This is a genomic window from Pseudomonas monteilii NBRC 103158 = DSM 14164 (genome assembly GCF_000730605.1).
Classification (GTDB): Bacteria; Pseudomonadota; Gammaproteobacteria; order Pseudomonadales; family Pseudomonadaceae; genus Aquipseudomonas; species Aquipseudomonas monteilii.
The window spans coordinates 38302-59459 of sequence record NZ_BBIS01000037.1 but is presented as its reverse complement, the minus strand read 5'-3'; the positions used below and the strand labels follow the sequence as shown (position 1 = coordinate 59459).

Here is a 21158-nt window from a genome sequence, read left to right as displayed (position 1 = left end):
ATACTCACCTGTCGAGATTGCTGTGGGTCTTGTCCTGATACGTTGGCAAGTAAAGTTGCATGGAAGTTCCGTGGCCGGGCTCACTGTCGACATAAATGGCGCCGCCGCTCTGCCTGGCAAAGCCATAAACCTGGCTAAGGCCCAAGCCAGTGCCCTTGCCGAAAGGCTTGGTCGTGAAGAACGGCTCGAAGATGCGTGGCAATACCTCAGGCGCAATGCCTTCGCCGCTGTCTTCCACCACAAAACGCACGAAACGGCCCTGCAATCCTTCCACTTCGCCCGCCAGTTCGACTACTTCGGCCGTCAAGCCTATCCGGCCCTCCCCTGCGATGGCATCGCGGGCGTTGAACAACAGGTTCAGCAGCACCATCTGCAATTGCCCGGCATCGACTTCGATCAGCGGCAAGTCCGCCTGCAACTGCACCTGCAGGTCAATCGAACTGGGCAGGGCATGTTCCAGGAGCCCACGCGTGGCAGCTACAAGGTCTGCCGGCGCTACACACGCCACATCGAGTTTGCGGTGGCGGGCAAAGCTGAGCAGTTGCTGGGTCAGTTCAGTGCCTCGCTGCCCGGCATCCAGAATATGTTGCAGCATGCGCTGGGCACGCGCCGGGTCCTGGGTGGCTATCGCCAGGCGCGCCGAACTGATGATGATGGTCAGCATGTTGTTGAAATCATGCGCCAGCCCGCCAGTCAGTTGGCCGAGGGCCTCCAGTTTCTGCGCCTGGAACAGCTGGGCGCGCACCGCGTCCAGTTGCATCGCCGACTCGCGGCGGTCGGTGATGTCCCGGGTAACTTTGGCCAGGCCGATGATCTGGCCCTGGTCGTCGCGGATCACGTCCAGCGCCGCCAAGGCCCAGAACTGTGTACCATCCTTGCGCACCCGCCACCCTTCATCCTGCGCTACACCCTGCTCCAGCGCTTGGCGCAACAAGCGCTCCGGGCGGCCGTCGGCACAGTCCTGCTGCGTGAAGAACAGCGAGAAATGCTTGCCGATCACTTCATCGGCGCGGTAACCCTTGATCCGTTGCGCACCGGCATTCCACGACACCACATGGCCGGCAGGGTCAAGCATGTAGATGGCGTAGTCCACCACCGACTGAACCAGCTGCTCGTAGCGGTGGGCAGGCATGACGGGGTGGTCGGGGCAGTCAGCTGAAACCATGCAAACTCCACTGGCACAGCGGGAGGAACAAAATGAGCTTAGCCGAACACGCCCGGCGACAGACAGCCGTCACCGTTCAGGCTCGACCAGTATCGGGCTGATGCGCAGCCGCCAGATCAGCCGTGGGCGCACGACACGCTCGCAAGCGTCGGACTGAGTCATCGCCGCATACTCTTGGATCCAATAAAAGGGCAACAGTGGCGTAATGACAGCAAGGTGTCAATTACCCGTTCGCTCGACCCTTCACTCTGTTGATCATAGGTGCTGCAGTTGACTCAACTATAACGATGGGTTATAAAGCGCGCTTGATTGCGAAGCCCTTCTGCTTAGAAGCGAGCCGGTCGTTACGACCCCTTCAAGCGTGCGAGTGTGGTGGAATTGGTATACACAGCAGACTTAAAATCTGTCGGCGTGAGCCTTGCGGGTTCGAGTCCCGCCACTCGCACCAAACTTCGTTGAAAAGGCGTCCTTGCGGCGCCTTTTTGCTGCCTGCCGGCAATATCTCGCGCAGCTGCTAGAGTGGAGCTTGTACTCGTCCACTGGAACGCCGCCATGCGCTACTCCCTGTTCGATGGCCAACGCGACATCATTATCCTGATAGCCCGCGTGCTGCTGATGATCCTGTTCGTCTTGTCTGGCTGGGCCAAGCTTACCGGCTTTGACGGCACGGTCGGCTACATGACCTCGCTGGGTGCCCCTGCCCCCATGCTGGCGGCAGCGATTGCCGTGCTCATGGAGTTCGTGGTCGGCATCCTGCTGATGCTGGGCTTCTATACCCGGCCGTTGGCGTTCCTGTTCGCACTGTTCGTGCTGGGCACGGCGCTGCTGGGTCACCCGTTCTGGAACATGGTCGACCCTGAGCGCAGCGCCAACATGACCCAGTTCCTGAAAAACCTCGCCATCATGGGCGGCCTGCTATTGCTGGCCGTAAGCGGCCCAGGGCGCTTCTCGGTGGACGGCCGCTAGGTCAGTCGTCTTCGCAATCGTCGAACCAGGCTGGGTGATCCCGCTCCTCATCATCGAGGTCATCCAGCGTTTCCTCGTCTTCTTCCACTTCATCCTCGGCGCCTTGGGCATCTGCCTCGTGCTCCACGTCGTCGTAGAGAAACTCATGGTCGAGCAGGTGATCGTGCTCGGGTTCGTGCAGGTCGTCTTCGTCGTGCATGCTGGCTCCTGGCGTGATGGCAGGCCTGTATAGGCTGATCAGCTTCCGAGGTCAATGCGTTGCCACTTAATCCTGGGTTAACCAGCCGGGCGCAACCTGCAGGCTCTCCCTTCAAACGTCTTTTGCCCGCCGCTCATGGCGGGCTTTTTTATGGTGTTGCGCACATGACAGCCTCATGACCTGCGCTTCACGAAATACTGACAAACGGATGGGCACACTAACCCTGCTCCGTACGTTCTTGCAGCCCGCCGCATCATTGCCGCGGGCTTTTCTTTTTGTGGCGCTAACCCACCCCATGACCTGGAGCAGTTTTGCCCGGCCACGCAAGGGCTATGCTAACCCAGCGATAACCCAAGCTCACTCGGATAGACACGGAGGCTCTTATGAAAGCTGCTGTTGTTGCGCCAGGCCGTCGCGTGGATGTGGTTGAGAAAACCCTGCGCCCCCTCGAACACGGTGAAGCGCTGCTGAAGATGCAATGCTGCGGTGTGTGCCACACCGACTTGCACGTGAAAAATGGCGACTTCGGTGACAAGACCGGCGTCGTGCTGGGCCACGAAGGCATCGGCGTGGTCCAGGAAGTCGGGCCGGGCGTTACCTCGCTCAAGCCGGGCGACCGCGCCAGCGTGGCATGGTTTTATCAGGGGTGCGGGCATTGCGACTATTGCACCAGCGGCAACGAAACCCTGTGCCGCGAAGTGAAAAACTCCGGGTACACCGTGGACGGCGGCATGGCAGAAGCCTGCATCGTCAAAGCCGACTATTCGGTCAAAGTACCTGACGGCCTCGACTCCGCCGCCGCCAGCAGCGTTACCTGCGCCGGCGTGACCACCTACAAGGCGGTAAAAATCTCCAACATCCGCCCCGGCCAATGGATCGCCATCTACGGCCTCGGCGGCCTGGGCAACCTGGCGCTGCAATACGCCAAGAACGTGTTCAACGCCAAAGTGATCGCCATTGACGTCAACGAAGAGCAACTGCGCTTCGCCAGCGAAATGGGCGCCGACCTGGTTATCAACTCGCGCACCGAAGACGCCGCGAAGATCATCCAGGCCAAGACCGGGGGCGCCCATGCAGCTGTGGTTACCGCCGTTGCCAAAGCCGCCTTCAACTCGGCCGTGGACGCGCTACGCGCAGGCGGCCGCCTGGTTGCCGTCGGGCTTCCGTCAGAGTCCATGGACCTGAATATCCCCCGCCTGGTGCTGGACGGGATCGAAGTGGTTGGCTCGTTGGTGGGCACACGGCAAGACCTGCAAGAGGCCTTCCAGTTCGCCGCTGAAGGCAAAGTAGTGCCCAAGGTAACCCTGCGGCCGATCGAGGACATCAACCAGATCTTCGACGAGATGCTGGAAGGCAAGATCAAAGGCCGCATGGTTATCCAGTTCGAAGGTTGATAGCCTGAAGGCCGATCGTTTCGAACGACCAAAAGCCCATGGATGATCATTCACGGGCTTTTGCCCTTTTCATTTCATAGTCAAGGGACAGACCATGGGCTTCGACTGGCACGCTGGGCCGATTACCCGCACCACGCCCTTGGACAAGCACTACCGCAACACGCAGAAGGTGCGTCAGTTTCTACTCGGCGAGTGTGGCCAGGCATCCAAGTTCGACGGAGCCTTCATGGCGTGGATCAAGAGCGGCACGCCGTCCACTATGGGCGACGTCGCGGATGAATGGTTACGGATGCATCGCTGACTTTCATTGGCGGATACCTGCGTTGCAGCCGCTTTCTCCAACATCTTGTCCAACGCTTCAACCATGCTGGAATAATCCATTTCCTGACGACCTCGCTGGTGGAATGGGCTTGAGCTCAACCTTAGCTTGCGAACATTTCAATACGTGGTGAGGGAACCGGGGCGTTATTACCGCCCTCCCTTCTGATGACCCACGTATGGGTGGTGCGGTTCAAAATAAGTGCTCAAGGTGCAGCATCGAGCTTGTACACACGAGGAGATGGGCATGTCGATTCGAAGCTTGGCCAAGCATCTACCGCCAGATCCTTCCAGAGCGGGCTGGGTTCTGATGGGCTGCGCGGATTAGCGGCGCTACCTGTAGTTTTCTGCCACTTCGTTCACAACAAAAGTTCAGCACGGTACTTAAAAGCCGCAATCAAGAGGCACCCCAGGCTAGCAATACCAGCGTTGGCCTCCATATTAATACCCTGCCTCACCTACACTTCATTTAGCTCAAACTTCGCAGCCACTACCGAATTACCCGGATACCCATAAGAGGAATACTTCTCAGTATTTGACCTTTCTGTGCATTATTGCACCTCCTGGACTGCCTTCAGCCCAGCGCGCACTCACGACCAAGACCTGCGCCTTCCTTGGAAGAATCTCATACTCCATGTACTTGGTTCACTTTACGCTTATCGGGTTTCTTGGGTCATTTATCGTCGAGGCCGAGGTCGAAATCGAACCGGCCTAGACGGATTTGCAATACGACCCAAGAATCTCCGCCTTATGCGCCCTGGACGCTAAAATCAGTTCCAATAAAAATCGGGATTTGCCAGCTTGTAACCAGCATTGTAGAGGTGTCTAACTTTCGGTTTTGGAACCATTTTTCTGGCTAATTTCCCTTCCTCCTTTACGGCGCCGCGCTGAAAAATGCCGGGCGTGCATCTGTGGCAAACGGACTGTAGGCTACGAGGTCAGAGCGTGAGGTCCAGCAGGCCCGCCGCTTGGCCATCTGGCGCGGAATCCACATGCAAAAAGCCTGGCGCACGACCAGGCTTTTAGATCTATATCCATCTACAGCTGAACGTTATTCCAATGGGCGCTTGTGATAACTATAACGCTCCGCATGGGATGCCCTCGATGGGTCCGGCGGCACCTGTTTCTGCCCTCTTCGAAAGGGAGGGCTGTCGAAATTGTCGTCACGGCCCTCTTGGCAAACGCTTTCGTTCTGATTGACTGATCCCTGTAGCTGCCCCTCATTACCGGCTGGCTGACTGACCTGTCTGTCACTCTCTACGCCATACCTATCTCTGGACATACACACCTCTCAATGCTCAGAAGCCCTGAGCCACTTGAGTATGCGCCTCCAACTCCTCCAGAAGATATAAAACGGACCACCGGGACAAGGCTTGTGTTGAGCTCGCGTCAGGATCGTACGCTCAATCAAACTCACTCATACGTCTGTCGCCTGGTTTTCAACTGTGACAAGGAGGGTAAACCGTCAGTAAGCCTCTGGCGTAGCGCTCGGAGCATTGCGAACGAAAAACGGATGAGCCACGAATCATCCTTCAATCGAAACATATTACCCCGGTAAATAGCTATTTCCGTCTCGCTGACGCCAATCCACTCAGAAATATCTAAATCACTTGGCGCATCAAACATACTTGTGCCCTCGCGTTCGCAATGAAGCAACCAAGCAGTGCGCTTTGACGCGCTATCGCTTGTGGATGGACTTGGCCGTTTGAGGGTTGGTCCAAACCGACTTCGGCTTGCTAGCTAGCACGCCGCTGACTCCTGCAGGAACGCTTTCAATTTGGCCTCCCAGCTTGACGAACAATTGAGTCTGTTCATTCAAGCGCTCATGGGCACGCTGCGTCTCGGGGGATATGGCCTGGAGCATAAAAGCAACCTCATAGTGAGCAGCCGCAAAACACGGCTACGCAGTCACTATACAGGCTATTGACAGACTCCGTGCAAATAAGAGCCAGATACTGAAAATTGCCAGCATATTCAACGCAAAACTCGGCAGGTTCTTTCGAAAACCCCGCATGCCTAACCATCCGCCGCCGCTGACAAGCTGCATGAGCCTGGTCTGTGGCTAGCGTCACTTCCAGTACTGCAGCAGTAGCGTGAGAATCGACCCTCAGGCCGCGCCGCTAGCGGCCTGCGAATCGCAACTGTTTAATACGGTTCGGCCAGTTTCACCGACTTTCGCCCAGCAAAACCGACATGCTTGAGCTCAGTGCCAAGCCTCCTCGAGCACGGCAGCGCGCCCATCGGGATCTGTAACCAAGGCGAATCGGTCGTTCAGTTCATCCATGCTTGCGTATCCCGGCCATCACTCTGCTCTGCACCACCACGACTGCGCATACAGCACGCCTTCGACTTCCTCGACACCGTTGATGTTGATTCCGAGCTGGGCCATGCCATTGACCTTTGCGTCATGCAATCGAGGAATGATGTCGGGCCCCGGCGCAGGGTTAAACACCCAGGCCTGGGTCGATACCCGGCCCAGTGGTTCGCTGTGATGGTCACCAATGTGGATGTCGGCCTTCAGGGGCTGGATCATCCTGAGCTGATCGTACGGGATGGCCACGCCATTCACGCGGCGGCGAACGAGGAGGAAGTACATACTGCACCATATACTGTATTTAAATACAGTATTTCAGCATCAGGAAAAGCAACCTCGCCAGTACCGCTCGGCGGACTATGCTTGTTTGCTCATGCAGGAGGGCGGCGTATGTGTGGAAGGTTGAGTCAGTACCGAGGCATACACGACTTCGTTGAAACCCTGAGCCTGCCAGAGGCCTGGAAGAACAACGTCGGCGACGAGCCTCTTGGCCGGTACAACGTCGCGCCGACCACGCCGGTGGCAGTGCTGAGGGTAGATGACGCAGGCCCGCGCGCTGACCTGGTGAAGTGGGGATGGCGGTCGCATTGGGCGACCGACCGTGCTGCGCCGATCAATGCCAGGGTCGAAAAGGTGGCGCACGGCCCATTCTTCCGAGCGATCTGGCCGAACCGGGCAATCACACCCATCGACGGCTAGTACGAATGGGTTGATGAGGGTGGACCGAAGAAGCAGCCGTACTACATTCGCCGTCGGGACGGGCGCCCCGCCCTATGTGCCAGCATCGGCCAGTTTGTCGGCAGCGAGCACGACGGGTTTGTCATCATCACCGCCGATGCCCAGGGCGGCATGGTCGACGTGCACGATCGTAGGCCTGTTGTGCTGTCACCTGAGCTGGCATACGAGTGGATCGCGGCAGGAATGCCGAGCGAGCATGCAGAGCAACTGGTGCTCAACTTGGGCGAACCGGCCGACGCCTTTGAATGGTACCGGGTGAGCCCCGCCGTAGGGAATGTACGCAACCAAGGTGCCGAGCTTATAAGCCCGCTTCAATGAAGAGGCGGCAAATCCTTGCCGCGGGCTTTAGCTATCACCCGATACTGGTAGTCGGATAACACCTGAAACAACGACTCGGCCAGTCGGCGCAGGCGCTCGACCTCCTTAGCGGTGCGCCACAGTCCTGGGCTTGGTGGTACTCACGCAGCCCGAGAGGACGCCAGGGTGAAGGCCGAGGTCGAGAATAAGCCGGATCTGGCCAACCGTATCGCCCAGTTCCAGTTCCGCGACATCAGACCGAAGGCCGCATCCGAGATCAACGACCTGAGCGATGCAAGCGTGCTGCTAGGTCACTCAAAAGAGGGGATCACCGAGCGCGTTTATCGTCGCGTCGGCGCCATCGCCAAGCCCTCCAAAGGCTGAAGTTTCGGAACTCTTGGCTTTTTTTGACCCATAAAGAAAAACCCCGCAGACGTTAATCTGCGGGGCTTTCGAATGGTGGAGGCCGAGGTCGGAATCGAACCGGCGTAGACGGATTTGCAATCCGGAGCATAACCACTTTGCTACTCGGCCTCAAAGGTCGGATCTAGCTGCTTGCGCTTTGCTATCTCCTTGAAACGCTGAACCTTTTTCAAAGTTTGCTGCGTTTCGATGGGCGCCATTATGTCTTCATTCCTTTAACCTTGCAACCCCCTGAACGAAAAAAAATTTCAACGGGTTCAAGGTGTTAGCGCAGACGCCCGAGTTTACTCCACAAACCTACCACCGTGTTCTCCACCGTGCCGCTCGCCGCCATGCCGATGCGTTCCTGCAGGCTCTTGCGTTCGGCATAGTGCAGGTGGAACAGGTTGGCATTGCGCGCACGCTCGCTGAGGTATTCGTCGCTGGTCTGCAGTTCGTCCACCAGCTTTCGGTTGAGTGCCGCAACCCCGAGCCAGACTTCGCCGGTGGCCACTTCGTCAATATGCAACTGTGGGCGGTAGCGTGCAACGAAGTCCTTGAACAGCTGGTGGGTGATGTCCAGGTCTTCCTGGAACTTCTCCCGGCCCTTCTCGGTGTTTTCGCCAAACACGGTGAGGGTACGTTTGTACTCGCCAGCAGTCAGCACTTCGAAGTCGATGTCATGCTTCTTCAACAGGCGGTTGACGTTAGGCAACTGCGCCACCACGCCGATCGAACCCAGCACGGCGAACGGCGCACTGACAATCTTCTCGCCGATGCAGGCCATCATGTAACCACCGCTGGCGGCCACCTTGTCGATGCACACGGTCAGCGGGATGCCTGCCTGACGAATGCGCGCCAGCTGCGACGCTGCCAGGCCGTAGCTGTGCACCAGGCCACCGCCACTCTCCAGGCGCAGCACTACTTCGTCACGCGGGGTGGCGAGGGTCAGTAGCGCGGTGATTTCGTTACGCAGGCTTTCAGTGGCCGAGGCCTTGATGTCGCCATCGAAATCCAGCACGAAGACCCGGCCCTTTTCCTCGGCCTTGCCCTTCTTCTGCTGTTTTTCCGCCTTGGCCTGCTGCTTGCGCAAGGCCTTGAGCTGGGCCTTGTCCAGCAGGCCAGACTCCAGGCGCTCGCGCAGGTCCTTGTAGAACTCGTTCAGGCGGGTGACCTGTAACTGCCCACCCGGTTTGCGCCGCCCCTTGCCGCGCAGCCCGGCGATGGCTGATAGCACCACCAGGATGGCGATGACCAGGGTGGCGGTTTTGGCGAGAAAGCTTGCGTATTCGGCAAGAAACTCCACGTTGACTCCTTAAATACCTGCGCCACGGCGGCGCGTAACTGTTGCAAGCATACCGTTGCACCCGAGGTGCTGCCAGCTGGTGCAAACGCTGGCAACATCTTTCAAACAACCTTTTCAAACGCTTGTATGTTTTTTCGTTGACAGCCCGTGAGCCGCATCCTAACCTCGCAGCAACCTCCAACAGGCCGGAACCTTTCGTGGGCAACCTCTACCTGATCCGACATGGCCAAGCCTCCTTCGGTGCCGATGACTACGACGTTCTCTCCCCCGTGGGCGTGCGTCAGAGCCAGGCCCTGGGTGAGCACCTTGCCCAGCTGGGTGTACGGCTGGACCGTTGCGTGGCAGGCGACCTGCGCCGTCAGCAGGATACCGCTCGCCTTGCCCTGGAGGCCTTGCAGGCCAACGGCTGCCCGGTGCCGACGGTTGAGACCGACGCGGCGTTCAATGAGTTCGATGCCGACGGCGTCATCCGTGCCCTGTTGCCCGGGCTGCTGCCGCAAGAGCCAAACGCCCTGCACATCCTGCGCAATGCTGCGCAGCACCGCAGTGAGTTCCAGCGCCTGTTCGCCTTGATGGTGCAGCGCTGGCACGACGGGGAGCATGCCGACGACGGCCTGGAAACCTGGCAAGCTTTTACTGCCCGCGTACAGGGTGGGCTGCAACGCGTACTGGATAATGCCGGCAGCGGCGACAATATCGCCATTTTCACCTCGGGCGGTACCATTGCCGCCCTGCTCCACCTGGTTACCCGTATCACCCCCAGCCAGGCGTTCGCGCTGAACTGGCAGATCATCAACACGTCGCTCAGCCAGCTGAAGTTCCGCGGCCGCGACGTGGCACTGGCTTCCTTCAACAGCCAAGCCCATGTGCAGCTGTTGAGGGCACCGGAGTTTGTCACCTACCGATAAGCCCGGCTTTGTTGTGTCCCTGCGGGGACGTGTAAATCACTCTATAAGGAATGCGCCATGACCTCCGTAGCTGATGCCGTCAAAAAGATGCAAGAGAAGTTCAACCCATCCGCTGCCGCCGGCCTGGACCTGGTGTTCGGCTTCAACATCACCGACGAAGGCAAGCAGTACGCGCTGATCGTCAAAGACGGCACCTGCGACCTGCAGGAAGGCGAAAACCCGGATGCCAACTGCACCCTGGTAATGGACAGCGAAACCCTGAAGGGGATCGTCAGCGGCGAAACCGACGGCATGCAGGCCTTCATGGGCGGCAAGCTGCGCGTTGAAGGCGACATGATGCTGTCGATGAAACTCAGCGAGCTGTTCCCGTCCTGAGGGCTGGGGATACCGAATGATCGAAAACCGAAGCCCTCGCGGCTTCGGTTTTTTTTTGCCCGGCATTCGGTGCAGTGATCCACCGGCAACACCCGCACCTATATGGCACCTGGCACGCTTGTTCCAGCCTGGGCAGGCCATTAGATTAGCCAATAGTCCTTGCGATCGAGAATAAGGAAAACGCATGACGCTCACCGACCAGTCCACCCAGGTACGCCCCGGCGAAGAACTCGACGCGGCCGTCATCGCCCCTTACCTCAAGGCCAATATCCCCGGCCTGGATGGCCTACCCAGCATCAGCCAGTTCCCGGGTGGCGCCTCCAACCTCACCTACCTGGTCAGCTACCCGGGCCGTGACTTCGTACTGCGCCGCCCACCGTTCGGGCAGAAAGCCAAGTCGGCCCACGACATGGGCCGCGAGTTCCGTATCCTGAACCAGCTGAACAACGGCTTCCCCTACTGCCCCAAGGCCTATGTGCACTGCACCGACAGCAGTCTGATCGGCGGTGAGTTCTACGTGATGGAGCGGGTCAAGGGCATCATTCTGCGCTCGGATATCCCTGCCGAACTGAACCTGGACGCCAGCCGCACCGAGGCCCTGTGCAAAAGCTTCATCGACCGCCTGGTCGAGCTGCACCAGGTGGACTACAACGCCTGCGGCCTGGCCGACCTGGGCAAGCCGGAAGGCTATGTGCAACGCCAGGTCGAGGGCTGGACCAGCCGCTACGAAAAAGCCCTGACCCCGGATGCCCCGCGCTGGGAACAGGTGATCGCCTGGTTGCACGACAAGATGCCCGCTGACCACCCGAAGCCCGGCATCGTGCACAACGATTACCGCTTCGACAACGTGATCCTCGACGCCGACAACCCCATGCGCATCATCGGGGTACTGGACTGGGAAATGGCCACCCTGGGTGACCCGCTGATGGACCTGGGGAACAGCCTGGCCTACTGGATCGAGGCCGACGACCCAGCACCCGTGCAACTGATGCGCCGCCAGCCGAGCAATGCACCAGGCATGCTTACCCGTCGCCAGTTCGTCGATTACTACGCCGAGCGAGCGGGCATCCAGCTCGACAACTTCGATTACTACTATTGCTATGGCCTGTTCCGCCTGGCTGGCATCGTCCAGCAAATCTACTACCGCTACTACCACGGCCAGACCCAGGACAAGCGCTTCGCCCAGTTCATCCACATGAACCGCTTGCTGGAGCAGATGACCCTACAGGTCATTGCCAAGTCCAGCCTGTAAGTCATGACCACGACGACGGATAACAAGGAAAACAGCATGTCCAAGACCCACCTGTTCGACCTCGACGGCAAGATTGCCTTCGTTTCCGGTGCCAGCCGTGGCATTGGCGAGGCCATCGCCCACTTGCTGGCACAGCAAGGCGCCCATGTGATCGTTTCCAGCCGCAAGCTCGACGGTTGCCAGCAGGTGGCCGACGCCATCATCGCCGCCGGTGGCAAGGCAACGGCGGTGGCCTGCCACATCGGTGAGCTGGAGCAGATCCAGCAGGTGTTCGCCGGCATTCGCGAGCAGTTCGGGCGCCTGGACGTGCTGGTCAACAACGCGGCTACCAACCCGCAGTTCTGCAACGTGCTGGATACTGACCCGAACGCCTTCCAGAAGACCGTGGACGTGAACATACGCGGCTACTTCTTCATGTCAGTGGAAGCTGGCAAGCTGATGCGTGAGCACGGCGGTGGCAGCATCATCAACGTGGCGTCCATCAACGGTGTGTCGCCCGGCCACTTCCAGGGGATCTACTCGGTAACCAAGGCAGCGGTCATCAACATGACCAAGGTCTTCGCCAAGGAGTGCGCCCAGTTTGGCATTCGCTGCAACGCGCTGTTGCCGGGCCTGACCGACACCAAGTTCGCCTCGGCACTGGTGAAGAACGACGCCATCCTGAACGCCGCACTGCAGCAGATCCCGCTCAAGCGGGTGGCCGACCCAAAAGAAATGGCCGGCGCAGTGTTGTACCTGGCCAGCGATGCGTCCAGCTACACCACCGGCACGGCACTCAATGTAGACGGCGGCTACCTGTCCTGATCACGCTTTGATTGCCACCAAGGTGTAGCTCAAGGGCAGCCGTGCGGGCTGCTCACGCAAGCGATACTCCCCGTCACTGCCCTTGACCATCTGCCCCGGCAGCGCCTCCCAGGGGATGCTCTGGTGCTCGACCAGTGCCGTCAGTTGCAGCCCATGCGCCAACAAGGCAGTCACCACTTCGCCCAGGCCATGGTTCCATTCATGGGTTTCGGTGTGGGCAAGGCGCTGTTCGGTTTCTACGTAGGTCTGGTCGTTGTGCCACACCGTCGGCGCTTCGTGCTCGAAATACGGGTATTCGAGCTGCAGGCGGTCCTGGTGGTCCTCGTTGACGGCCATCAGCATCGGGTGCCCATCGCGCAGGAACAGCCGCCCGCGTGGTTTCAACAGTGCTGCCACTGTACGCGCCCACAGAAGCTCGCCTTCGTAGTCCTTGGAGGCAGCATGTAGCGGAGCGCGTTCGTCCCAGCTGGCACGGTTGAGTTGAAGTGAGCGATCCATGGTGTCGCCCTTGAGTGGTAACGGCCCATGCTAGCCGTCACCACGCGTCTTGCAACACAACTGCATTGCTAAAAATTGTAAAGCCCACCCCTACAGGGTGAGCGCCTGCGTTACAGGCAAGTAGCCGCTGCCGCCCGGCGCTGCAATGCCACGCCGTCATGCTTCTGCGCGTAATAGTCAACCCGCGCCCCACCCGCCTGCGGGTAAACATCCACGAACGCTTCGGCTTCGCGGGTATACACGGTAAACCCGCCCTGCTTGCGCGGCTCCAGATAGCCACTGGCATCGTCGCCGAACACCTTCTCTTCCTGCCAGCTGAACTGGATGCACTGGGCCACCAGCTCTGGCGCCTTGTGCGAATCGAGCTGCGCCGTCGGCTTGCCGCCGCGGGCCGTCTCCATGGTCGCAGAAGCACAACCGACCAGCATCAGTGCTGCGGCCATCGGCAGAATCGCACGCATGTTCCATCCTCAGGGTAAAAAGAAAGCGACTCTAGCACTGGCATGCATCGCGAGTGAATTGCCACACACCTGCCGCTGTCGCAGATAAGACACGTAACCAAGAGGAAAACCCCATGAAACTGCACTATTTGCTGCTCGCGGCCCTACCCTGCCTACCCCTGGCGGCAAACGCCGCCCCTTCCAGCGAAGAAAGCGTCACCGCGCCGGAAACACACAATCGCGAACTCAAGGTGGGTGACAAGGCGCCGGACCAGTACAAACGAGACGATCAGGCCATACAGGACTGGCAAGCCAAGGGCCTGCCCAAGCCCGAAAAAGAAAGCCACTGGGTACGCATGGGCGGGCACTTTGTACTGGTACAGATCACCAACGGCGTAGTGCTGGCAATCCAGCCGGCGTCGTGAGTCAACCCGCTTCGGCCATTGCCGCCATATGCACCGTATTGCGCCCGGCGGCCTTGGCCTGGTAAAGCGCTGCGTCAGCCTGGGCCAACAGGCTGGCGGTACTGTCCTGGAATCCAGGCACGCCGCACCACAAGCCAACGCTGAAGCGCAATTCGATCTGGTCACCGGCAAAACTCGCCGGGTTGCGCGCAATGGCCTCCCGCAGCCCTTGCAGCGCAGCCATCGCCCCGTTGCGGTCAGTGCCCGGCAGCAGCAACAGGAACTCCTCACCACCATAACGGCCCAGGCAGTCACCTTGGCGCAGCCGCTGTTGCAACTGACGCACGCAATGGCACAGCACCTCGTCACCTGCCAGGTGCCCATACAGGTCGTTGATGCGCTTGAAATGGTCGATGTCGATCATCGCCACAGCCAGGATGCCCTGCTGCTGGCGAGCCTGGTCCAGCTCCACGGCGAAGCGCTCAAGGATCGCCCTGCGGTTCAGCGTGCCGGTCAGCACATCGTGCAGGGCCAGGTGCTGCAAGCGGGATTCGCTGCGCTCCTTGGCCATCAACACCAGCCCGATCGAATACATCATTACCGTGGCGGTGCCAATCGCCACCGAAATGCTCTGCTTGAGGTTGCTGGTGTCATAGCGCAACTCCACCGCCGTGCCATTGGCCACCGCCACCCCACGCATGCCCAGGCCGACCAAACTGATCAACGCACCGATCTGCAGCAGCAAGTGGGCCTTGCCCGGCCGCTCGGCATAGCGTCGCGCCCAGTACAGAATCATCGAACACTGCAACATCAGCACCAGCGTTGCCAGCAGCATACGTGGCTCCACCGTATCGAGCAGCAGCATCAACCCCACCAGCATGCACGCCGGGATAATGAAGATACTGCGCCAAGGCACCACCTGCTGACGCACCCGAAACAGGCTGGCCGTATAGAACGCCAAGGCCAGCGACAACAGGCTGTTGCCCAGGCCATAGCTGAGCCACAGCGGGGCCTGGGCGTAAACGGTGTAGCAGACATAGGCAAGGGCATGCACCAGCAACCCACACCCCGTGAGTGAAAGGTTGTCACGGCGGTTACTGCGCCCGACCAGCAACAGGCAGAAGGCCAGAATGGTTGCAACCAAGGCAACGGCGGCGAACAACGTGGGGGTATGGGCGATCATCATGATTCACTGTGTGGCAAATTGCCGTCTTGCCTGCGGCTTACCCCACAGTCTAGAGGGGTATTACCGGCTCGACCATGACCGAATGGGACAGAACAGCAGCCCACAAGCACGCCGCTCATCACTGGCGCGACAAATTTTTGCCTGCCAGGGAAACCAAATGGATCATTCCCAGTCTCAGCAAGTGCCCTGTAAACCATTGCGGATCAAGGACCTATATCGTGATGACCCGCCTTGCAAGCCTTTCGCTGGTTGCTGTTGTCCTGCTGACCGCAGGCTGCCACAGCCATCGCTACCATGACGACGACGATGGCTGGCGTGACCGCGACCGTGACCATCGCCACCACCATCGCCATGACCGCGACGATGATGACGATGACAATCGCCAGTACCGCGGTGACCGCTACTACCGTTGAAGCGTCTTTGCACCCCTGACCCGCCGCCCGTTGCGCGGCACCTTAACCTGATGATTCCTTTGAGGTTCGTATCATGCGTCTGACTCTGCCTTCCCTTGCCCTCGGCCTGCTGCTGTGCCAGGGCGCTTTCGCCGGTGACGGTACTGCCGCCATTGGCGGTGGCCTGGGTGGTGCCCTGGGTAACGTTGTCGGTCAATCGATCGGTGGCAAGACCGGGGCGGCCATCGGCGCAGGCCTCGGCGGCGCAGCCGGCAGTGCGGTAGGTGCACGCAAGGGCAACCGTACCGAAGCCGCCATCGGCGGCGGCCTGGGCTCGGCTGGCGGCTCGCTGCTGGGCGGCGCGGTGGGCGGCAAGACCGGCTCCACGGTGGGTGCCGGCCTGGGCGGCGCGGCCGGTGGTGCCATCGGCAACCACCTGGGCGACAATAACGGCAGCAAGAAGCACCACCGTCACCGTCACTGATCCGGTGACCCAAGGGGCCGCAATGCGGCCCCTTTTGTTTGGCAAACCCTGCAGCACATCAACACCCCCTTCATTACAAGCTGGCACACTGGCTGCTACTGTCTATCGTGCCCCTGTGTGAAGGAACACCCCCTCCCCATGAACCAAGAGCTGCTCTGGGTCCTCGGCCTGCTGGCCATCGTCATCCTCCTGTTCGTCATCAACCGCCCGCGCATGGACGTGGTCGCACTGCTGGTGATTCTCGCCCTGCCGCTACTCGGCATCCTCACCGTCGAGCAGGCCCTGGCCGGCTTCAGCGACCCCAACGTGGTGCTGATCGCCGCCCTGTTCGTGATTGGCGAAGGTCTGGTGCGTACCGGCATTGCCTACCGCATCGGCGAATGGATGAGCGAGCGGGCCGGCAACAGCGAGGCGCGCCTGCTGGTGCTGCTGATGGTGGCGGTGGCCGGGCTGGGCTCGATCATGAGCTCCACCGGCGTGGTGGCTATCTTCATCCCGGTGGTGCTCAGTATTGCCGCACGCCTGAAACTCTCGCCCAGCCGCCTGATGATGCCACTGGCGTTCGCCGGCCTGATCAGCGGCATGCTCAGCCTGGTAGCCACACCACCCAACGTGGTGGTGCACAGCGAGCTGGTGCGCAATGGCGAAGCCGGTTTCAGCTTCTTCAGCTTTACCCCGTTTGGCCTGGTGGTGCTGGTGCTGGGCATCGGCTACATGCTGCTGACCCGCCACTGGCTCAACGGCGAAGTGCGCAAGGACGGCCGCGTGGAAACCCGCCGGACACTGCTGGACCTGGTGCTGGACTACAAGCTCAACGGCCGCGAACGGCGCCTGCGCATCCGCCCCCGCTCGCCGCTGATCGGCCACACCCTCGGCGAACTGGAACTGCGTACCCGGCACGGCGCCAACGTGATCGGCATCGAACGCCAGCACAAGTTCACCACGCGGGTGATGGCTGCCGACTCCAGCACCGTGCTGCACCAGGGCGACGTGCTGCTGCTCGACCTGTTCGCCAACCGCGACGACCTGCGCAGCCTGTGCCAGACCATGCAACTGGAGCCGCTTCACTTCAAGGCCGCCTATTTCATCGACCAGTCCCAGGAACTGGGCATGGCCGAGGTCTCCCTACCACCGGGGTCGCAGCTGATTGGCAAGAGCATTCTCGAACTGGCCTTCCGCACCCGCTTCGACCTCAACGTGGTCGGCCTGCGCCGCGAACAGGCAGCGATCGAAGACCAACTGGTGGAAGAAAAGCTGCGCCTTGGCGACACGCTGCTGGTGGTCGGCCCGTGGAAGGCCGTACGCCAGCTGCAAAGCAAGCCCAGGGACTTCCTGGTGCTGAGCCTGCCTGCCGAAATCGACCAGGTGGCCCCCGCCCGCACCCGCGCGCCGCAAGCGCTGCTGAGCCTGGCGGTGATGGTCGGGCTGATGGTCAGCGGTGCCGTGCCCAATGTCATGGCGGCGCTGATCGGTTGCCTGCTGATGGGCGCCGGCCGTTGCATCGACATGAACAGCGCTTATCGGGCCATTCATTGGCAAAGCCTGGTGCTGATCGTCGGCATGCTGCCCTTTGCCCAGGCGCTGCAGAAAACCGGCGGCATCGACCTGGCGGTGAGCGGGCTGGTCAGTGTGCTGGGCGGGGCCGGCCCCAGTGCCATTCTCGCCTGCCTGTTTGCCGTCACGGCGGTGATTGGCCTGTTCATTTCCAATACGGCCACTGCGGTGCTGATGGCGCCGGTGGCTGTCAGTACCGCTACACAGCTGGGGATGTCGCCCTACCCGTTCGCCATGACGGTGGCGTTGGCCGCATCGGCGGCGTTCATGACGCCGGTGTCATCGCCGGTCAATACGCTGGTGCTGGGCCCAGGGCAGTACCGTTTCGCCGACTTCGTCAAAATCGGCGTACCGTTCACCCTGCTGGTGATGCTGGTGACCGTGTTGATGGTGCCGTGGTTCTTCGGGCTGTGACGACACAACCGAGGAATGAAGGCAATTTGGCATTATCTCGACCGATCGCGGCAGATTGACATCAACTACCCTGACGAAACACACTGCGGGTCATTGCCCCAGGTGCTTCAAGGCGTTGTCCTGGATTTCGTTTCCGCTTGCCGGTCGAGCCCATGGTTTTTGCTGCCCAATCGCGCTTGTTGCCTTACGTCGTTCTGCTCTGCCTGACCTTTGCCCTCACCCTGGGCGGCATCCTGGCACGCCCGATCGAATCGCTGTCGCTGTTCTGGCCGGTGAATGCCGTATTGGCCGGTGTACTGCTGCGCTACCCTCGTCAGGCCACGCTTACCGGCTTTGGCCTCGTCTGGCTGGCCATGGTCGGTGCCGACCTGCTGTGCGGCAGCGCCTGGGCCCCGGCCCTGTGGTTCAACCTGTGCAACCTGGGCGTGGTGGTGACCCTCTGGCAATTGCTGTCGCGCTTGCCGCGCCTGCACCGACGCATGCGCACCCCGCACGGCGTACTCAGCGTATTTGCCGCCTGCGCCGTTGGCGCCATGGTGGCGGCCAGCATGGCGGCGGCGATGGCCGCGCCCTGGTTCCAACAATCGTTGCGCACCACTTGGCTGGCCTGGTTCAGCGAACAGTTCTCGACCAGCGTGCTGGTGCTACCGGTGCTGCTTACTGCGCCCTCGGTGCGGGCCTTGATGCGCGGTGGTGCCCAGGCCATCCGCCTGGCACCGCTGCTGGTGCTGCTGGCCTCGCTGGCGTTCAGCATTGCCTTTGGCGGCCCCGGGGCCATTGCCTTCCCGATTGCCGCCTTGCTGTGGTGTGCCTGGACCTATTCGCCCTTCATGGTTTCGCTGCTGGCACTCACCGCCGGCAGTACCTTGATTGTGGCCGTGGCGCAAAACCTCATGCACTTTAGCGTGCCGCAAAGCGAGCCAGGGGTGACCACGCTGATGTCGGCGCGCCTGGGCATCGCCATGCTGGTGCTTGGCCCGCTGGTGGTGGCCTGCGTCAGCCAGGCCAACCGCAGCCTGATGGCCCGCCTGGCGCACCAGGCTACCATCGACCACCTTACCGGCGTGCTCACCCGCAGTGCCTTTACCCGCCGCGCCAACGCGTTGCTGGACAGCCGCCAGCAGTATGCCCAGGCGCTGCCGCTGACCCTGATGATGCTGGACATCGACCATTTCAAGTCGATCAACGATGCCCACGGCCACGCGGTCGGTGACCAGGTGCTGCGCCAGTTCGCCAGCACCTTGCAAGACCAGTTGCACAACGATGAACTGCTCGCGCGCCTGGGTGGCGAGGAGTTCGTCGTCATTCTCCCGGGCCTTGCGCCAGAACGGGCCAAGTTCACCGCCGAACGCCTGCGCCGCGCCGTACAGGACCTGCATGTGGTGCAGGCCGACCAGCGCCTGCAGATTACCGTCAGTATCGGCCTGGCCGGCTGTGACGCCGACCGCCCGGCCCCCAGCCTGGACGCGCTGCTGGCAAGCGCCGACCAGGCGCTGTACCGGGCCAAGGCCCATGGCCGCAATCGCGTCGAGCAGGCCGAGGCGCAGCGCCAGGTGATCTGAGTCAACCGGCCAGCAAGTCCCACGACAGCTTGGCGATCAGCACGCACAACAGCACCAGGAACAGCCCGCGGACAAAGCCGGCACCCTTGCGCACTGCCAGCCAGGTACCGGTCAGCGCGCCCAGGATGTTGCACACGGCCATGGGCAGGGCGATGGCATACAACACGTTGCCCGTCGGCACGAAGAACACCAGTGCCGCCAGGTTGGTGGCGATGTTCACCACCTTGGCCGACGCCGAGGCGTGCAGGAAGTCCAAGGCAAAGAAGCGGATGAACAGGAAGATCAGGAAGCTACCGGTACCCGGGCCGAACAGGCCGTCGTAAAAACCGATCGCACCGCCGATCAGCACCGCCAGGCACTGCTCCTTGCGGCCAATTTGCGCAGGCTTGTGCAAGGTGCCGAAGTCTTTCTTGCAGAAGGTGTAGATGGCCATCAGCACGATCAGCACCAGCACCGCCGGACGCATCACGCTGGGCGGCACCAGCGACACCGTGGCGGCACCGGCGAACGACATGACAAAGGCGCTGAGTGCAGCGGGTACGATCAGCCCCCAGTCCAGCGTCACCTTGCGGATAAACGACCGCGCCGCGAAGGCCGTGCCGCACACCGACGCCAGCTTGTTGCTGCCGAGCAATGCCGCTGGCTGTGCGGTGGGCAGCACATTGAACAAGGCCGGGATCTGGATCAGCCCACCGCCCCCCACGGCGGCATCGATCAGCCCAGCGGCAAAAGCGAACACGGAAAGTACAGCGATATCCATCATGATGCAGGCCCAGAGGCAGAGAAGACGCCTGCAAGGCTAATCAAAGTACCGCGCTTGTGTTGAAATGCCATATTGCGAAAACTGCAACAAGGAGCAGACGATGGCACTGGACATGCTGCGGGAAATCCAGGCGTTCGTCAGCGTGGCACACAAGCGCAGCTTCGTCGCCGCTGCCCGCGCACTGGGGCGTTCACCGAGCGCAGTTACCCGTGCTGTGCAAACCCTGGAAGACAACGCCGGAAGCAAGCTGCTCAACCGCAACGCCAACGCCGTGACCTTGACCGAAGCGGGCGAGCGACTGTTGCCGCACGCCGAACGCTTGCTGGATGTGCAACGCGATGCGGCCGACGAACTGGCCGCGCTCAGCGGCAGTGCCCAAGGCTGGATCCGCTTTGCCGTGCCGCAGTTGCTGGGGGAGCATGTGTTACCGCAGGTGCTTTCCGAGTTTTCTCGCTGCCACCCGCAAGTGACCCTCGACGTGCAGTACAGCGACGAAGCCCTCGACCCACTGCAAGGCAAATTCGATTTCGTGGTGCGCGGCGCCTTCCCCCAATCAAGCGAGCTGATCGGCTACCCGCTTTGGCCCTATCAGCGCCACCTGTATGCCAGCCCCGCCTACCTGGGCCTGGCCGGCACACCGCAACACCCGGAAGACCTGGAGGGCCATACGCTGATCCTGCATACCGCGCCACGCATCCTCAAGGCCTGGCATTTCTGCCGCGATGGCCAGATCACCAGCCTGCGCCCCAGGCCCAGGCTGCGCCTGGGTTCGGGCGAGGCGGTGTACCACAGCACCCTGGCCGGTGCGGGTATCGCCCGCCTGGCCGCCTGGGTTGGCGAAGCGCAGGTCAAAACCGGGCGCCTGGTGCGGGTGTGCCCACAGTACCGCCTGACCTCCAGCAGCGGCCAGGACCCGCAGATGCATGCGCTATACCCTGCCGGCGAGCTGCCGGCGCGGGTACGTGACTTGCTGGCGGCCCTGCGCCGAGTCGGCATGGCCCAATGAAACAGCCACTGAAACGG

22 protein-coding genes, 2 tRNA genes and 2 pseudogenes are annotated in these 21158 nt (G+C 61.0%); 16 read left to right on the top strand and 10 right to left on the bottom strand.

Annotated elements, in window-relative coordinates:
• Positions 1 to 4: 4 nt before the first annotated feature.
• A complete protein-coding gene (locus tag PM2_RS19010) occupies positions 5 to 1165 on the bottom strand; it encodes a two-component system sensor histidine kinase NtrB (RefSeq protein WP_028699463.1) in 1161 nt (386 codons plus the stop codon).
• Positions 1166 to 1528: 363 nt separating this feature from the next.
• Between PM2_RS19010 and PM2_RS19005 the strand changes: the two genes are divergently transcribed.
• Positions 1529 to 1613 (top strand) — tRNA-Leu (locus tag PM2_RS19005).
• 104 nt (positions 1614 to 1717) lie between these two features.
• A complete protein-coding gene (locus tag PM2_RS19000; protein WP_028699464.1) occupies positions 1718 to 2131 on the top strand; it encodes a DoxX family protein in 414 nt (137 codons plus the stop codon).
• A gap of 1 nt (position 2132) precedes the next feature.
• On the opposite strand, the gene PM2_RS18995 is transcribed toward PM2_RS19000, so the two are convergent.
• The gene (locus tag PM2_RS18995; RefSeq protein ID WP_016711430.1) at positions 2133 to 2330 is read right to left on the bottom strand and encodes a hypothetical protein; all 198 of its coding nucleotides are present in this window, start codon (positions 2328 to 2330) and stop codon (positions 2133 to 2135) included.
• Between the two features lie 383 nt (positions 2331 to 2713).
• Between PM2_RS18995 and adhP the strand changes: the two genes are divergently transcribed.
• Positions 2714 to 3724 (top strand): alcohol dehydrogenase AdhP, encoded by a 1011-nt coding sequence (gene adhP / locus PM2_RS18990; RefSeq protein ID WP_016711431.1) that lies wholly within the window; start codon positions 2714 to 2716, stop codon positions 3722 to 3724.
• A gap of 94 nt (positions 3725 to 3818) precedes the next feature.
• The gene (locus PM2_RS18985) at positions 3819 to 4025 is read left to right on the top strand and encodes a DUF6434 domain-containing protein (RefSeq protein ID WP_016711432.1); all 207 of its coding nucleotides are present in this window, start codon (positions 3819 to 3821) and stop codon (positions 4023 to 4025) included.
• A 1695-nt stretch (positions 4026 to 5720) separates the two neighbouring features.
• Here PM2_RS18985 and PM2_RS31925 read toward each other — a convergent pair.
• Positions 5721 to 5906 carry a hypothetical protein gene (locus PM2_RS31925; protein ID WP_016711433.1) on the bottom strand — a complete coding sequence of 62 codons (186 nt, stop codon included), beginning with the start codon at positions 5904 to 5906 and terminating at the stop codon, positions 5721 to 5723.
• A gap of 438 nt (positions 5907 to 6344) precedes the next feature.
• Positions 6345 to 6638: a hypothetical protein gene (locus PM2_RS18975; RefSeq protein WP_016711434.1), complete on the bottom strand. Its 294-nt coding sequence runs from the start codon at positions 6636 to 6638 to the stop codon at positions 6345 to 6347.
• A gap of 108 nt (positions 6639 to 6746) precedes the next feature.
• Here PM2_RS18975 and PM2_RS18970 point away from each other — a divergent pair.
• Positions 6747 to 7412, top strand: a pseudogene (locus PM2_RS18970) (SOS response-associated peptidase).
• 147 nt (positions 7413 to 7559) lie between these two features.
• Positions 7560 to 7775 (top strand): annotated as a pseudogene (locus PM2_RS18965) (site-specific integrase); the annotation flags it as partial.
• Between the two features lie 76 nt (positions 7776 to 7851).
• Here the strand turns inward: PM2_RS18965 and PM2_RS18960 are convergent.
• Together PM2_RS18960 and sohB are read right to left on the bottom strand one after the other, a co-directional pair.
• Positions 7852 to 7925, bottom strand: a tRNA-Cys gene (locus PM2_RS18960).
• A gap of 154 nt (positions 7926 to 8079) precedes the next feature.
• The gene (gene sohB / locus PM2_RS18955; RefSeq protein WP_016711437.1) at positions 8080 to 9099 is read right to left on the bottom strand and encodes a protease SohB; all 1020 of its coding nucleotides are present in this window, start codon (positions 9097 to 9099) and stop codon (positions 8080 to 8082) included.
• Between the two features lie 197 nt (positions 9100 to 9296).
• Here sohB and PM2_RS18950 point away from each other — a divergent pair, with 197 nt between their 5' ends.
• The 4 genes from PM2_RS18950 to PM2_RS18935 all read left to right on the top strand — a co-directional run bounded on the left by PM2_RS18950 (position 9297) and on the right by PM2_RS18935 (position 12438).
• Positions 9297 to 10007 (top strand): histidine phosphatase family protein, encoded by a 711-nt coding sequence (locus tag PM2_RS18950; protein ID WP_016711438.1) that lies wholly within the window; start codon positions 9297 to 9299, stop codon positions 10005 to 10007.
• Between the two features lie 57 nt (positions 10008 to 10064).
• Entirely contained in the window at positions 10065 to 10382 is a 318-nt protein-coding gene (locus PM2_RS18945; RefSeq protein ID WP_016487959.1) for an SCP2 sterol-binding domain-containing protein, read from the top strand.
• Between the two features lie 184 nt (positions 10383 to 10566).
• Positions 10567 to 11634, top strand: a complete 1068-nt coding sequence (locus PM2_RS18940; RefSeq protein ID WP_028699465.1) for a phosphotransferase family protein — start codon at positions 10567 to 10569, stop codon at positions 11632 to 11634.
• Between the two features lie 36 nt (positions 11635 to 11670).
• On the top strand, positions 11671 to 12438 hold the full coding sequence (locus PM2_RS18935) for an SDR family oxidoreductase (protein WP_016711440.1): 768 nt from the start codon (positions 11671 to 11673) through the stop codon (positions 12436 to 12438).
• Here PM2_RS18935 and PM2_RS18930 read toward each other — a convergent pair whose 3' ends face one another.
• Both PM2_RS18930 and PM2_RS18925 read right to left on the bottom strand, forming a co-directional pair.
• On the bottom strand, positions 12439 to 12936 hold the full coding sequence (locus PM2_RS18930; RefSeq protein ID WP_016711441.1) for a hypothetical protein: 498 nt from the start codon (positions 12934 to 12936) through the stop codon (positions 12439 to 12441).
• 110 nt (positions 12937 to 13046) lie between these two features.
• Positions 13047 to 13397 carry a hypothetical protein gene (locus PM2_RS18925; RefSeq protein WP_016711442.1) on the bottom strand — a complete coding sequence of 117 codons (351 nt, stop codon included), beginning with the start codon at positions 13395 to 13397 and terminating at the stop codon, positions 13047 to 13049.
• A gap of 113 nt (positions 13398 to 13510) precedes the next feature.
• Here PM2_RS18925 and PM2_RS18920 point away from each other — a divergent pair, with 113 nt between their 5' ends.
• Entirely contained in the window at positions 13511 to 13801 is a 291-nt protein-coding gene (locus tag PM2_RS18920; RefSeq protein WP_019098348.1) for an RcnB family protein, read from the top strand.
• Between the two features lies 1 nt (position 13802).
• On the opposite strand, the gene PM2_RS18915 is transcribed toward PM2_RS18920, so the two are convergent.
• Entirely contained in the window at positions 13803 to 14963 is a 1161-nt protein-coding gene (locus tag PM2_RS18915) for a GGDEF domain-containing protein (protein ID WP_028699466.1), read from the bottom strand.
• Between the two features lie 224 nt (positions 14964 to 15187).
• Here PM2_RS18915 and PM2_RS18910 point away from each other — a divergent pair, with 224 nt between their 5' ends.
• The 4 genes from PM2_RS18910 (at position 15188) to PM2_RS18895 (ending at position 19372) form a co-directional block, all read left to right on the top strand.
• Positions 15188 to 15379: a hypothetical protein gene (locus tag PM2_RS18910; protein ID WP_016711445.1), complete on the top strand. Its 192-nt coding sequence runs from the start codon at positions 15188 to 15190 to the stop codon at positions 15377 to 15379.
• 73 nt (positions 15380 to 15452) lie between these two features.
• Positions 15453 to 15842, top strand: a complete 390-nt coding sequence (locus PM2_RS18905) for a glycine zipper domain-containing protein (protein ID WP_016711446.1) — start codon at positions 15453 to 15455, stop codon at positions 15840 to 15842.
• Positions 15843 to 15980: 138 nt separating this feature from the next.
• Positions 15981 to 17810 (top strand): SLC13 family permease, encoded by a 1830-nt coding sequence (locus PM2_RS18900; protein ID WP_028699467.1) that lies wholly within the window; start codon positions 15981 to 15983, stop codon positions 17808 to 17810.
• Positions 17811 to 17947: 137 nt separating this feature from the next.
• Positions 17948 to 19372 carry a GGDEF domain-containing protein gene (locus PM2_RS18895; protein ID WP_028699468.1) on the top strand — a complete coding sequence of 475 codons (1425 nt, stop codon included), beginning with the start codon at positions 17948 to 17950 and terminating at the stop codon, positions 19370 to 19372.
• A gap of 1 nt (position 19373) precedes the next feature.
• Here the strand turns inward: PM2_RS18895 and PM2_RS18890 are convergent, their stop codons facing one another.
• Positions 19374 to 20135 carry a sulfite exporter TauE/SafE family protein gene (locus PM2_RS18890; RefSeq protein WP_016711449.1) on the bottom strand — a complete coding sequence of 254 codons (762 nt, stop codon included), beginning with the start codon at positions 20133 to 20135 and terminating at the stop codon, positions 19374 to 19376.
• Positions 20136 to 20235: 100 nt separating this feature from the next.
• Here PM2_RS18890 and PM2_RS18885 point away from each other — a divergent pair, with 100 nt between their 5' ends.
• Positions 20236 to 21141 (top strand): LysR family transcriptional regulator, encoded by a 906-nt coding sequence (locus tag PM2_RS18885; protein ID WP_028699469.1) that lies wholly within the window; start codon positions 20236 to 20238, stop codon positions 21139 to 21141.
• Positions 21142 to 21158 lie beyond the last annotated feature (17 nt).